This is a genomic window from Mesorhizobium sp. B2-4-3, from assembly GCF_006442815.1.
In the GTDB taxonomy this organism is placed as follows: Bacteria; Pseudomonadota; Alphaproteobacteria; order Rhizobiales; family Rhizobiaceae; genus Mesorhizobium.
The window spans coordinates 43,503-57,186 of sequence record NZ_VFVL01000024.1; the positions used below are offsets into that span (position 1 = coordinate 43,503).

General features: G+C 64.3%; 12 protein-coding genes and 1 riboswitch. Of the genes, 6 read left to right on the plus strand and 6 right to left on the minus strand.

Annotated features, from left to right (window positions below):
- Positions 1–29 precede the first annotated feature (29 nt).
- From FJ956_RS21285 to serA, 3 genes are all read left to right on the plus strand, one after another.
- Entirely contained in the window at positions 30–806 is a 777-nt protein-coding gene (locus FJ956_RS21285) for an outer membrane protein (protein ID WP_140678910.1), read from the plus strand.
- 580 nt (positions 807–1,386) lie between these two features.
- Positions 1,387–2,562: a phosphoserine transaminase gene (locus tag FJ956_RS21290; RefSeq protein WP_140678912.1), complete on the plus strand. Its 1,176-nt coding sequence runs from the start codon at positions 1,387–1,389 to the stop codon at positions 2,560–2,562.
- Positions 2,563–2,627: 65 nt separating this feature from the next.
- The gene (gene serA, locus FJ956_RS21295) at positions 2,628–4,229 is read left to right on the plus strand and encodes a phosphoglycerate dehydrogenase (RefSeq protein WP_140678914.1); all 1,602 of its coding nucleotides are present in this window, start codon (positions 2,628–2,630) and stop codon (positions 4,227–4,229) included.
- A 72-nt stretch (positions 4,230–4,301) separates the two neighbouring features.
- On the opposite strand, the gene FJ956_RS21300 is transcribed toward serA, so the two are convergent.
- Together FJ956_RS21300 and FJ956_RS21305 are read right to left on the minus strand one after the other, a co-directional pair.
- Positions 4,302–4,727: an SH3 domain-containing protein gene (locus FJ956_RS21300; RefSeq protein ID WP_140678916.1), complete on the minus strand. Its 426-nt coding sequence runs from the start codon at positions 4,725–4,727 to the stop codon at positions 4,302–4,304.
- A gap of 148 nt (positions 4,728–4,875) precedes the next feature.
- Positions 4,876–5,775: a DMT family transporter gene (locus tag FJ956_RS21305; RefSeq protein ID WP_140678918.1), complete on the minus strand. Its 900-nt coding sequence runs from the start codon at positions 5,773–5,775 to the stop codon at positions 4,876–4,878.
- 325 nt (positions 5,776–6,100) lie between these two features.
- On the opposite strand from FJ956_RS21305, the gene FJ956_RS21310 reads away from it, so the two are divergent.
- The gene (locus tag FJ956_RS21310; protein WP_140678920.1) at positions 6,101–7,399 is read left to right on the plus strand and encodes an adenylosuccinate synthase; all 1,299 of its coding nucleotides are present in this window, start codon (positions 6,101–6,103) and stop codon (positions 7,397–7,399) included.
- A 69-nt stretch (positions 7,400–7,468) separates the two neighbouring features.
- The gene (locus FJ956_RS21315; protein ID WP_140678922.1) at positions 7,469–9,253 is read left to right on the plus strand and encodes a hypothetical protein; all 1,785 of its coding nucleotides are present in this window, start codon (positions 7,469–7,471) and stop codon (positions 9,251–9,253) included.
- 27 nt (positions 9,254–9,280) lie between these two features.
- Here the strand turns inward: FJ956_RS21315 and FJ956_RS21320 are convergent, their stop codons facing one another.
- Genes FJ956_RS21320 through FJ956_RS21335 form a run of 4 tightly spaced genes read right to left on the minus strand, consistent with a single transcriptional unit; the run spans position 9,281 to position 12,338 of the window.
- Positions 9,281–9,580, minus strand: a complete 300-nt coding sequence (locus FJ956_RS21320) for a CcdB family protein (protein WP_140678924.1) — start codon at positions 9,578–9,580, stop codon at positions 9,281–9,283.
- Positions 9,580–9,822, minus strand: a complete 243-nt coding sequence (locus FJ956_RS21325; RefSeq protein ID WP_140645840.1) for a type II toxin-antitoxin system CcdA family antitoxin — start codon at positions 9,820–9,822, stop codon at positions 9,580–9,582. The genes FJ956_RS21320 and FJ956_RS21325 overlap by 1 nt, the downstream gene beginning before the upstream one ends.
- Before the next feature lie 55 nt (positions 9,823–9,877).
- A complete protein-coding gene (locus tag FJ956_RS21330; RefSeq protein ID WP_140678926.1) occupies positions 9,878–11,692 on the minus strand; it encodes an ABC-F family ATP-binding cassette domain-containing protein in 1,815 nt (604 codons plus the stop codon).
- A 1-nt stretch (position 11,693) separates the two neighbouring features.
- Positions 11,694–12,338: a thiamine diphosphokinase gene (locus FJ956_RS21335; protein WP_140678928.1), complete on the minus strand. Its 645-nt coding sequence runs from the start codon at positions 12,336–12,338 to the stop codon at positions 11,694–11,696.
- A 137-nt stretch (positions 12,339–12,475) separates the two neighbouring features.
- A riboswitch (TPP riboswitch) is annotated at positions 12,476–12,581 on the plus strand.
- Between the two features lie 43 nt (positions 12,582–12,624).
- Here FJ956_RS21335 and thiB point away from each other — a divergent pair.
- Positions 12,625–13,635 (plus strand): thiamine ABC transporter substrate binding subunit, encoded by a 1,011-nt coding sequence (gene thiB, locus FJ956_RS21340; RefSeq protein WP_140678930.1) that lies wholly within the window; start codon positions 12,625–12,627, stop codon positions 13,633–13,635.
- Positions 13,636–13,684: the final 49 nt, after the last annotated feature.

The following is a 13,684-nucleotide window of genomic DNA, read 5'->3' on the forward strand; positions in this document are numbered from 1 at the left end:
GTTGGCGCCACTTTCAGGAGCCGGGGACCATGATATCCAGATCGCGTATCGCGTCAGCGCTTGCCGCAACCATCCTGTTGCCGATGACGCCGGCGCTGGCGGCGGACTACGATCCGCCGGTCTATGCCGACCAGGCGCCGGACTACCAGCCGGTCGAGGTCGGCTCGGGCTGGTACCTGCGCGGCGATGTCGCCTATCTGCCGCAGAAGAGCTTCAAGAACGGTGATTTCACCTTCCCGCCAACGATCACCAACGATAAGAGTTTCAGCGAGAGCGAAGACGCCGTCTTCGGCAGCATAGGCTTCGGATATCACTTCAACGATTACCTGCGCGCCGATCTCAACCTCGGCTACCTGCCCGGCAACAAAGCCAGCTTCAGCTATGACGACACAGCGACCGCGACGCCGTCGGCCATCGGGTTCGGAAACCTGAAGAACTATGCGTTCTCAGGCATACTCAACGGCTATGTCGATCTTGGCACATATGTAGGCATCACGCCTTATGTTGGCGCCGGCATCGGTGTTGTTCGCACCACGCGCAAGCTTTCGGCCAGGTACACCGATATCAATGACTCCGCCAATAACTTCACCGTCGAGGATAATAAATCTCGGTACTCTCTCGCCTATACGTTGAATGCTGGCCTTGCCTACCAGGTGTCCAAGAACGTGCTGGTCGACCTCGGGTACCAATATTTCTCTGCCCCCGATGCGGAATACGTTACCGCCGCAAGCCTTACCTCCTTCCCTGTTCACAAAGGCATTAGCAATCATCAGGTCAAGCTCGGGCTGCGCTACGATCTCTGGTAGGCGAAGTAGGCTCGGACGTATCGAACGGCGGATCCAGGGGATACGCCGTTTCATTTCGAATCTAGCTCCACGACACAGGGATTTTGAAAGGTTGCCGTTCGTCCTGGCGCGAGATTTTCCGTTCATTTGCGTGAAATCAGCGCAAACGCCGGGGATTGGCTGAAGCCGCCCCCACCTCGTCATTCTATGGCGGAGCAAGGAGCGAAGCGACGCGGCGCAGACCATAGAATCCATTCCGTGACCTTGGAGCGCCGCCACGGTGCAGAATTCTGCTCCGCTGCACGCCGTGGCGAAGGAAATGGCATGGGTTCTAGGGTCTTCGTGACGGAGCTTCGCTCCTGCTCCGCCCTAGAATGACGATCGCGATTGCGCGTTTCGGCCAATCTCCAACGCATGCCACCTGCCAACGCAAACAGAGCCGACCGGTAAAAATCCCCGGCTAGGGATCCAGGCGCCGAGTAAGGGAATATCCTGACAGCGACAAAAATTTTGCTCTTGACGCCGAAGCCTTGAGCGCATATCGCCGTCCGTGGGCCACCCCTCCCCAACGAGGGGCCACTATCTGGAAGGATAGACCACGATGACGACGCTTACCAAGCCCGGACTCCGTCCGGCAAACCCCAATTTCTCTTCAGGTCCTTGCGCAAAACGCCCCGGCTGGTCGGTCGAGGCGCTCAAAGCTGCTGCGCTCGGACGCTCTCACCGCGCCAAGATCGGCAAGGCGAAGCTCGAGCAGGCGATCAAGCTGACGCGCGAAATCCTCAAGGTTCCCGCGGACTACCGCATCGGTATCGTGCCGGCGTCGGATACCGGCGCGGTCGAGATGGCGCTTTGGTCGCTGCTCGGCGAGCGCGGCGTCGACATGGTCGCCTGGGAAAGTTTCGGCTCCGGCTGGGTGACCGATGTCGTCAAGCAGCTCAAGCTCGCCGACATGCGCAAGCTCGAGGCCGGCTACGGCCAACTGCCCGACCTGACGCAGGTCGACTTCGACCGCGACGTCGTCTTCACCTGGAACGGCACGACTTCGGGCGTGCGCGTGCCGAATGGCGATTTCATTCCCTCGAACCGCAAGGGCCTGACGATTTGCGACGCGACGTCGGCCACTTTCGCGCAGCGGCTCGATTTTGAAAAGCTCGATGTCGTCACCTTCTCCTGGCAGAAGGTGCTGGGCGGCGAGGGCGCGCATGGCATGCTGATCCTGTCGCCCCGCGCCGTCGAGCGGCTGGAGACCTACAAGCCGGCCTGGCCGCTGCCGAAGATCTTCCGCTTGACCTCGGGCGGCAAGCTGATCGAGGGCATCTTCAAGGGCGAGACCATCAACACGCCGTCGATGCTGTGCGTCGAGGATTATCTCGACGCGCTCAACTGGGCGAAGTCTATCGGAGGGCTCGAGGCGCTGGTCGCCCGCGCTGACGCGAATGCCGCGGTGCTCGACCGGTTCGCCGACAAGTCGGCGTGGCTTGGCCACCTCGCTGTCGATCCGGCGACGCGCTCGAACACGTCCGTGTGCCTTTCGTTCACCGACGCGCAAGTGGCGGCGCTCGATGCCGACGGGCAGGCGGCCTTCGCCAAGGGCATCGTGTCGGCGCTCGACAAGGAAGGCGTCGCCTACGACATCGGCTCCTACCGCGACGCGCCGCCCGGCCTGCGCATCTGGTGCGGCGCCACTGTCGAGACCGCCGATCTCGAAGCGTTGCTGCCCTGGCTCGACTGGGCCTTCGCCACGCAGAAGGCGTCGCTCAAGGCAGCGGCCTGAAATCCGTGGCGGCCTCTGGCCGCCACCATTTTCCGACACATCCAATCCCCTTCAAGGAGGCCGTGATGGCGCCCCGCGTTCTCGTTTCGGATAAACTTTCCACCACCGCCGTGCAGATCTTCAAGGATCGCGGCATCGACGTCGACTACTTGCCCGACCTCGGCAAGGACAAGGAAAAGCTCGCCGAGGTGATCGGCCAGTATGACGGCCTCGCCATCCGCTCGGCGACCAAGGTCACCGAGAAGCTGATCAATGCCGCCGGCAGGCTCAAGGTCGTCGGTCGCGCCGGTATCGGCGTCGACAATGTCGACATCCCGGCCGCCAGCCGCAAGGGCATCATCGTGATGAACACGCCCTTCGGCAATTCGATCACCACGGCCGAGCATGCGGTCGCGATGATCTTCGCGCTGGCGCGGCAAATACCGGAAGCCAATGCCTCGACCCATTCCGGAAAGTGGGAAAAGAACCGCTTCATGGGTGTCGAGATCACCAGCAAGACGCTGGGCGTGATCGGCTGCGGCAATATCGGCTCGATCGTCGCCACGCGTGGCGTCGGCCTGAAGATGCATGTGATCGCCTTCGACCCGTTCCTGTCGGACAGCCGCGCCGAGGAGCTCGGCGTCCAGAAGGTCGAGCTCGACGAGCTCTTCGCCCGCGCCGACTTCATCACCTTGCACACGCCGCTGACCGACAAGACGCGCAACATCATCGACGCGGCTGCGATCGCCAAGATGAAGGACGGCGTGCGCATCATCAATTGCGCCCGCGGCGGATTGGTGGTCGAGGCGGACCTGGTCGCGGCGCTGAAGAGCGGCAAGGTGGCGGGCGCCGGCATCGACGTGTTCGAGGTCGAGCCGGCCGAGCAGAACGCGCTGTTCGGCATGGAGAATGTCGTGGCCACGCCGCATCTCGGCGCCTCGACCGCGGAAGCGCAGGAGAATGTCGCGCTGCAGGTCGCCGAGCAGATGAGCGACTATCTGCTCAAGGGCGCGGTCTCCAACGCCATCAACATGCCGTCGATCACCGCCGAGGAGGCGCCACGGCTGAAACCCTTCGTCAAGCTTGCCGAAGTGCTCGGCGCCTTTGTCGGCCAGGTCACCGAGGATCCGATCAAGGAGGTCGAGATCCTGTTCGACGGCTCGACCGCGACGATGAACACGCGCGCGCTGGTGAGCGCGGCCCTTGCCGGCCTCATCCGGCCGCAGGTCTCCGACGTCAACATGGTTTCGGCGCCGATCATGGTGAAGGAGCGCGGCATCATCGTCGCCGAGGTCAAGCGCGACAAGTCGGGCGTGTTCGACGGCTATATCAAGCTCACCGTCACGACCGAGCACAGGACGCGCTCGATCGCCGGCACCTGCTTTTCCGACGGCAAGCCGCGCTTCATCCAGATCAAGGGCATCAATCTCGACGCCGAGGTCGGCCAGCACATGCTCTACACGACCAATGCGGACGCGCCCGGCATCATCGGCCTGCTCGGCACCGTGTGCGGCGAGAACGGCGTCAACATCGCCAACTTCCAGCTCGGCCGCAACCGGCCGGGCGGCGATGCGATCGCGCTGCTTTACCTCGACGCGCCCTTCCCGGAAAAAGTGCTGGAGCAGGTGCGCGCGCACAAGTCGATCGACTCGGCGAAGCGGCTTCGCTTCGACGTCGGCGGCGAGTAAGCGTCCGGATATCAAAACGCCCCGCTTGCACCAGCAGGCGGGGCGTTTCGATAGATCAGATCCCGTCCGATTTCACTTGCAGGGGAAGCCGGGCGCGATCTTGCATTGCGGCTTGTGAGGCCTCGGCGGCTTGGGCGGGCGCGGCCGGTGCGGCTTATGCGACCAGTGCGGCCTGTGTGGACGGTAATGCGGCGGGCGAATGACGATTTGCGGCTGCACGATCACCGGCCGCACGACATGGGAGCGTTCGAGATAGCTCGCGCTCGCCCAGCCATGGATGCCGGCGGCGCGTATCGAGCACCAGCTGTCCTCGCAATGGTAGAGCTCGACCCTATGGCCGGCCGGCAAGGTTGCGATCCTGGCGTAATGCGCGCCCGGACCGCTGCGGACATTCAGCGACGTCGTGGTGTGGGCGACGGTGGCCGCCGACGCCGGTGCGGAAAGGGCGGCAAGGCCGACGAAAGCGCCGATCAGCGCCAAAAACATCCGGAAATTCATGGTCCCCTCTCTGGTCGATGAAATACGCATCTGTCCGCCGAAAGTTGAGAGAGTCAATGGCGCCGCAGCTTCTGGTATATCGAAAATATCAATATCCTTAATAGGATAGAAGTTGTTGGCGACTGCTTGGCATATGATGAGAGGGATATCATCCCGTCTGCAGCGCTGCTCGGCTGCCGCTGTACTCGGCAAGCGCAATGCCGCCGAGGACAAGCGCCAGCGCGAAAGCCTGATAGGCCTGAAACTGCTCGCCGACGATCAGCACCGAAAGCAGCGTGCCGAAGATCGGCACCAGGTTGATGAACAGGCCGGCGCGGTTGGCGCCGATCAATTCGTTGCCCTTGATGTAGAGGACCTGCGAGACGACCGAAGCGCCGAGCGCCGTGTAGAGCGTGAGCGCCCATCCACGCGCGTCCGGCACGATGACGCGGCCAGACGCGACCTCCCAGACGAAGAAGGGCAGGGAGACCAGCAGCGCGGCGATCGACAGCGCCAGCATGAAACTTTGCCAGCGGATTGCCGGCTTGAGGCGCAGTCCCACCGAATAGAGGCTGTAGCAAAGCACCGCGACAAGCATGATGGCGTCGCCGAAGTTGAGATCGAGCTTCAAGAGCTGGCCGAGATCGCCATGGCTTGCGGTCAGCGCGACGCCGGCGATGGTGAGGACGACGCCGACGACCTGCAGAGGCTGCACACGCAGCCTGAACAGCACGAAATTGGCAAGGATGATGACGATCGGGATGGCTGCCTGCTCGATCGAGACGTTGATGGCGGTGGTGTAGTTGAGCGCCGTGTAGAAGATGACGTTGAAGATGGTGAAGCCGCAAGCGCCGAGGCCGGCAAGCAGCTTCCAGTGCCTGCGCACTTCAGGCCAATCCTCACGCAGCGTCCGCCAGCCGACGGGCAGCAGGATCAGCACCGCCATCACCCAGCGCAGGAACACCAGCGTCATCGGCGAGACATGGCCGACGGCAAGCTTGCCCGCCACCGAATTGCCGCCCCACAGGAGCATGGTCGACAGAAGGAACAGATAGGCGGCTCGGTGCATGGAGGTTCCGGCCCTGCAGGTATTCGAGGGTTCAGGCCTGCCTAGAGTGGCGGCGGTGGCAAGTAAATGATGCGAAAGCCGGAATTTGTTGTGCCTGGATCAGGTTGACGTTTCGCCGGCGGCGTCATTTTGATCCAACTCCTGTATGGGGGGCATGGTCACTTGCGAAAGCCGGTTCCCGCTTTTTGGGTTCGCTGACCTTCGGTTCGGGGTCATGCTCCAAGGATGGTTTCGGCGGCAAAGAAAGGGTCGCGCCCGCCTGCGCTAGACGCTATAGAGGCCTGTCGTTTCAGGCTGCCCGCGCGGCATTTCAAGGGAAAAGAACATGGCCAATGTGGTGGTCGTCGGCTCGCAATGGGGCGACGAAGGCAAGGGCAAGATCGTCGACTGGCTGTCGGAACGGGCCGATGTGGTCGTGCGCTTCCAGGGCGGCCACAATGCCGGCCATACGCTGGTCGTCGACGGCAAGGTCTACAAGCTGTCGCTGCTGCCCTCGGGCGTGGTGCGGGAAGGCAAGCTTTCGATCATCGGCAATGGCGTGGTGTTCGATCCGCATGCCTTCGTCGCCGAAGCCAAGAAGCTCAAGGAGCAGGGCGTGGAGGTCACGCCGGAGCGCCTGAAAATAGCCGAAAACACCGCGCTTATCCTGTCGCTGCACCGGGAGCTGGACGGATTCCGCGAAGACGCCGCCTCGAATTCCGGAACCAAGATAGGCACGACCCGCCGCGGCATCGGCCCCGCCTATGAGGACAAGGTGGGACGGCGCGCGGTGCGGGTGATGGATTTGGCGGATTTGGAAACGCTCCCCTTGAAGGTCGACAGGCTGCTGACGCACCACAACGCGCTGCGCCGCGGGCTCGGCCATGCGGAAGTGACGCATGAGGCGATCATGCAGGAGCTGACCTCGGTGGCCGCCGAGATCCTGCCCTACATGGACCGCGTCTGGAAGGTGCTCGACGACAAGCGTCGCGCCGGCGAGCGCATCCTGTTCGAGGGCGCGCAGGGCACGCTACTCGACATCGACCACGGCACCTATCCCTTCGTCACCTCGTCCAACACCGTGGCCGGACAGGCGGCTGCCGGCTCGGGCGTGGGCCCCGGCGTCATCGGTTATGTGCTCGGCATCACCAAGGCCTACACGACGCGCGTCGGCGAGGGACCGTTCCCGACCGAACAGAAGAACGAGATCGGCGAGTTCCTCGGCACGCGCGGCCATGAGTTCGGCGTGGTCACCGGCCGCAAGCGCCGCTGCGGCTGGTTCGACGCCGTGCTGGTGCGCCAGGCCGTCGCCGTCAACGGCATCAAGGGCATCGCTCTGACGAAGCTCGACGTGCTCGACGGGCTGGACGAGATCAAGGTCTGCACGGGCTATCGCCTCGACGGCGAGACGATCGATTACCTGCCGGCCAGCCAGGGCGCGCAAGCGCGGGTCGAGCCCATCTACGAGACGCTCGAAGGCTGGAAGGGAACCACGGCCGGCGCCAGAAGCTGGAACGATTTGCCGGCGCAAGCCGTCAAATATGTCCGCTATATCGAGGAGCTGATCGGCGCCCCGGTGGCGTTGCTCTCCACCAGCCCCGAGCGGGACGACACAATACTTGTGACCGATCCGTTTCAAGACTAGTTTCACAGCCCTTCCCGGCGTTACGGCTGATTTGCGGCCGGCGGGAAAAGAATGCAGGTCACCTGACGCATGGCAGATTTCGTTAGTGTTCTGAAAAAGCAGATCGACAAGAAGGTGGACCCTTCGTTCGAGGTGCGCAAGCAGATATACGATGGTGCCCGCGCGGTGCTGGCGAAGAAGCTCGCCGAGTATTCCCCGCCGCTTGCGCCCGATGTCGTCAGCAAGCAGAAGCGCTCGCTGGAAGATGCAATCTCCAGCGTCGAGCGCGAATATGCCAAACGCGTTCCGGCCGAGGATCCGCTGGCGGAGCTGGAGCATATTTTCTCCTCCATCGACCGCAACAAGAACCAGCCGAGCCATTCCCGCCAGCCGGCGGCGCCTGAGCCTGCCAAGCCCGATTCGTTCAGATCCGAACCGTTCAGGCCGGCGCCCGCGCCCGCCAGGACGGAACCAAGCTGGCAAAGCGCGCCGAAGGCGGAGCCCGCGCGGCAAAACCCCGTGAAAGCCGAGCCGGCGTGGCAGAACACGGCAAGGACGGAGCCGAACTGGCAGACCGCGCCAAAGGCCGAACCAGCCTGGCAGAAGGCGACGCCGCCGATGCCGTCGCCGCGCGAGGACGATGTAGGCCTGGCGGGCATGGACGATGCCGATGACGGCGGCGATGTCTTTGCCAATGACGAGCAGCCCGCGGCCGATACCTTCCAGCGCCTGCGGCCACAGCGGCAGGAACGCAAGCGCAGCTATGGCGGCTTGATCGCAGCCGTCATCGCGCTCCTGGTGCTGGCCGGCGGCGGCTACGGCATATGGCTGAACAAGAATGCATTCGGCTCGCTTTTCGGCCCCGGCGGCGGTGGCAGCAAGACGGTCTCGACCGAGCCGCTGGTCAAGCCGGCTCCGGCCAAGCCGGCGACGGAGACGGCGGCCGCGCCGGCTGCGCCCGGCGCCAGCGAGCCGGCCGACACCGCCAAGTTCACGCAACGCCTGACGCCCGAAGGCAAGGAGACCGATCCCGGCCCGGCCGGCGGACAGGCCACGATCGGCGAAGGCGAATCCGTCGCGGCGCTGACCTCGCGGCCACCGACGGCGCCGGTGACGACACCGCCTGCTCCGGCCACGCAAACGCCCGAGGCGCCTGCCGCAACGCCGGCTCCGACCGGCGCCGCCAATTCGACGCCGCCCGCGGCTGACGCGGCAACGCAGCCCGCGGCCGGCGCCACGCCACCGGCGGCGGGGACAACGCCGCCGGCCGCAGGCACGACACCGGCCGCGCCCGCGCCGACGACTGCCGAGGCGACCGTGCCGGTCGGTCAGAAGGCGATCTTCTATGAGGAGCGCACCAGCACGCAGCAGGGCACGGCCGAGCCCGGCAGCATCGTCTGGTCGCTGGTGCAGGAATCGCCCGGCGGCGATCTGCCGCCCGAACCGGCGATCCGCGCCGAGGCGACGATCCCCGGCAAGAATATCCAGCTGCGCATGACGATCCGGCGCAACACCGACCAGACGCTGCCGGCCAGCCACATCATCGAGATGATCTTCCTGACGCCGAAAGACTTCGACGGCGGCGGCGTCGACGGCCTTCTGCGCATCGCCATGAAGAGCTCGGAGCAAGACGCCGGCAGCCCGCTGATCGGCCTCCCGGCCAAGATCGGCGACGGCTTCTTCCTCGTGGCGCTCAACGACAACAAGGCCGACCAGGACGCCAACCTGACACTGCTTCGGGGCCAGGACTGGATCGACGTGCCGGTGGTCTACAAGACCGGACGCCGTGCGCTGCTCACCATGGAAAAGGGCATTCCCGGCGAGAAGGTGTTCGACGAGGCGCTGAAGGCCTGGGCGGCGAAGACGTCGGGGTGAGGAACAGCGGCGGTCTTGAGCTACCGCTCAGAAGCCCTGAAAGAGCATGTCGAGAGCGGCGACGATCTCATCGTGATGTCTTGCGAGGTTTCCTTCTGCCGCCCGCAATTCCGAAGCCATTACAGCCGAAATGAATTGGGTGACCATCACGTGGTCTTTGCCATCGATTCTGAAGATCGGATTTAGCCTGCGCGCCGGCAACGGTGCGATGTTGGGCGGCAGAAGCGGAACGACGACGCTGGTGTCGAGGTGTTCCAGTATGTCGGACTGGATATCGAGGAGATAACCGTCGCTTCCTGCGCTCCGATAGAAATCATAACGGGCCATCAAAACAGCCGGTGCTTGGCTAAAGGCAGACCGTTGCGTTTGACATATTCGTTGGAGCTTTCAAGCGCTTCCTTGTTTTCTTCCTGCCAGCGACGCGTTTTCTCGGCAGAAATTGCCTTGGCGATCCCTTGCTCGGCAGCACGGGACATGTTGATGCCCAATGCCTTGGCCTCCTCGATCAATCTGGAATCAATCGAGGTGTTGACCGATTTGCGTTGCGGTTTTGCAGTTGAATGGAGCATGGCCTACCTCTTCATGCGCATAAAATAGGCGCATACCTGCGTGCAAGCAAGCTCCTCAGCCCTCCATCTCTTCCCGCAGCATCTCCAGCTCCAGCCACTCTTCCTCGAGCGCGGCCAGCGTTGTCCGCTCCTTGTCGAGCGCGGCGATGGTCTTCTGGAACGAGGCCGGGTCGCGCTCGTAGAAGGACGGGTCGGCGATGTTGTTCTCCAGCCGCGAGATTGAGGCCGTCACCGCCTCGATCTTCTTGGGCAGCGAGTCCAGCGCGAATTTCTGCTTGAACGAGAGCTTTTTGGCGGGGCCTTTGGGTGCTGCCTGTTCGGCTTTCGATCCAGCCTCACTCGCCTCGGCTTTCGACCTCGCCTTGCGGTCTTCCAGCTTCGAGCCGCCGCGCTGCGTCAGCATATCGGTATAGCCGCCGGCATATTCGATCCAGCGCCCGCCGCCGTCCGGCGCGATCACGCTGGTGACGGTGCGGTCGAGGAAGTCGCGGTCGTGGCTGACCAGGATCACGGTTCCGGCAAAACCGGCGACCAGTTCCTGCAGCAGCTCCAGCGTCTCCATGTCGAGATCGTTGGTCGGCTCATCGAGCACCAGAAGGTTCGCCGGCCGCGCCAGAACGCGGGCCAGAAGCAGCCGCGCGCGCTCGCCGCCGGAAAGCTCGCGCACAGGCGTGCGCGCCTGCTCCGGCTTGAACAGGAAATCCTTCATGTAGGAGACGACGTGGCGCTGCTCGCCATTGACAACAAGGTTCTCACCGCGCCCGTCGGTCAGGTAATGCGCCAGCGTCTCCTGCGGGTCGACGGCCTCGCGCTTCTGGTCGAGCGTCGCGATCTCAAGATTGACGCCGAGGCGCACCATACCCGCGTCCGGCGCCAGCTCGCCGGTCAGCATCTTCAACAATGTCGTCTTGCCGGCGCCGTTCGGGCCGACCAGGCCGACGCGGTCGCCGCGCTGGATGCGGGTCGAGAAACCCTTGACCACGGTGAGGTCGCCAAAGCTCTTGTCGATGCCCTTGGCCTCGATCACCAGCTTGCCGGATTCGGCTGCATCGCTGGCCACCATGGTGGCGGTTCCCTCGGCGCCGCGATGGCCGCGGAAGCGCTGGCGCATGGTCTGCAGTTCGCCAAGGCGACGCATGTTGCGCTTTCGCCTGGCGGTCACGCCATAGCGCAGCCAGTGCTCCTCGCGCACGATCTGGCGGCCGAGCTTGTGCTGCTCGCGCTCTTCCTCTTCCAGCACCTGGTCGCGCCATTCCTCGAAATGGGCAAAGCCCTTGTCCAGCCGCCGTGTCTGGCCGCGGTCGAGCCAGACGGTGGCGCGCGTGACGCGCTCGAGAAAGCGGCGGTCATGCGAGATCAGGATGACGGCCGACGAGGTGCGGGCGAGCTCTTCTTCCAGCCATTCGATGACCGACAGGTCGAGATGGTTGGTCGGCTCGTCGAGCAGCAGGATATCGGGCTCCGGCGCCATGACGCGGGCAAGCGCGGCGCGCCGCGCCTCGCCGCCGGAAAGGTCGTTCGGCCGTTCCTCGCCGGTCAGGCCGAGATGCTCCATCAGATAGGTGGCGCGATGCGGATCGTCGGCCGGGCCGAGGCCGGCCTCGACATAGGCGCGCACGTCGGCGAAGCCGTCCATATCCGGCATCTGCGGCAGATAGCGGACGGTCGCCGAAGGCTGGCGGAACACCTCGCCGTCCTGCGGCTCGATCATCCCGGCGGCGATCTTGAGCAGCGTCGACTTGCCCGAGCCGTTGCGTCCGACCAGCGCGATCTTCTCGCCGGCGGATGCGCTAAGCGCCGCGCCGTCGAGCAGCGGGGTGCCGCCGAAGGTCAGTTTAATGCCGTCGAGATTGAGGAGTGGCGGCGCCATGTCAGCTTTCGGGAAGAGGATAGGGGTGGGCCAGAAGCAGCGCTCGGCCGCGCTCCAGCGCGATGCCGAGCCGCCCTTTGACCTCGTTTGATATAGTGAGCGAGGAGCCGAACGCCACCTCGACGCGGTCGAGCGGCCATTTGGCGCCGGTCACCGTCAGGCCGGCGAGATCGGAGAAGCCGAGCACCGAAAACAAGGTGCCGTCGGCATAGTCGAAGGCGGCTCCGCCCGGCAGGATGGGAACGCCTTCCTGCGCGCCGCTGGTCAGCAAGACCTCGGTGCCGGCCTCTGCCAGCCGAAGCGCAAGCGCCAGGTGCAGGAAAGCATGGTCGGCGCGCTTGCCGCCGAAGGCGCCGGCCAACACCAGGCTGGTGGCGCCGCGCTGGAGCGCTTCCGCTATGGCGAGCTCGCCATCGGTCATGTCCTTCTCGGCCGGAAAGACTTTTCGCGGCACGGCGGCGAGATCATCCGGCAGGTTCGCCGGCACCGAGTCGAAATCGCCGACCCAAAGCTCCGGCACCAGGCCAAGCATCCGGGCATGGCCGATGCCGGCGTCGGCGGCGATGACGCGCGAACCTTCGATCTGGCGTTCGAGCCGGGGTGTGCGGGTAAGCTCGCCGCCAAGCAGGATGGTGAATGTGCCCATGGCCGTGGCCCTTACCAGCCCTCCAAGCGAAACGGAAGCCGGACGGCCCGCGCTTCGGTTGCGCGCCTGCTGCCGCGAACATTAGCTGCCCGGCAAACTTCCGCTTGCGCGCCGCTTCGGCGGGGCCTATCTGTCGAAACGCTCTAACGGGGTGCCGGACGTGATCCGGCTGAGAGGCGATCAAGCCAACCCGCTGAACCTGATCCGGTTTGTACCGGCGGAGGGATTAGACGTTTCGGACCATCCGGCGCCTCAATTCCTTGTCACTCGAACGAAGGAGGCGCCGATGCGCTCGATACTGTCTCGTCTAGTTCTGGCAACCGGTCTTGTCTCGCTTCTGGCGGGCGTCGCGCCTGCCGAGGCCAAGGACAAGCTCACCGTCTATACCTATGAGAGCTTCACCGCCGATTGGGGGCCCGGCCCGGCCGTCAAGAAGGAGTTCGAGGCCGAATGCGGCTGCGATCTCGAATTCGTCTCGGTCGCCGACGGTGTCGCCCTGCTCAACCGCGTCAAGCTCGAAGGCGCCGGCACCAAGGCCGATATCGTGCTCGGCCTCGACACCAACCTGACGGCGGACGCCAAGGCGAGCGGCCTGTTCGCGCCGCATGGCGAAGTCTCCGGCATCAGTGTGCCTGGCGGCTGGAGCGACGACACTTTTGTGCCCTTCGACTATGGCTACTTCGCCGTCGTCTATGACACACAAAAACTGAAGACCCCGCCCAAGAGCCTGAAGGACCTGGTGGAGGGCGCCGACACGGACAAGATCGTCATCCAGGATCCGCGCACCTCGACGCCCGGCCTAGGCCTGCTCTTGTGGGTGAAGTCCGTCTATGGCGACAAGGCGCCGGAGGCCTGGGCAAAGCTCAAGACGAAGGTGCTGACGGTGACACCGGGCTGGAGCGAGGCCTATGGCCTGTTCACCAAAGGCGAGGCGCCGATGGTGCTCTCCTACACCACCTCGCCGGCCTATCACATGGTGGCCGAGAACACCGAGCGCTACCAGGCGGCCTCGTTCGAGGAAGGCGAGTACCTGCAGATCGAGGTTGCCGGCATCACCACGACGGGCGCGAAGAACCCGCTGGCGCAAAAATTCATCGCCTTCATGACCGGACCGAAATTCCAGGACGTCATTCCGGAGACCAACTGGATGTTCCCGGCCGGCAAGACGGACAAGCCGCTCAACCCGGCCTTCGACAAGCTGGTCAAGCCGACCAAGACCTTGCTGTTCAGCCCGCAGGAGGTTGCCGCCAACCGCAAGGCGTGGGTGGATGAGTGGCTGGGTGTGATGAGCAAGTAGGCTGCGAGATGGCGCTTGAACACCCCCCTCTGGCCTGCCGGCCATCTCC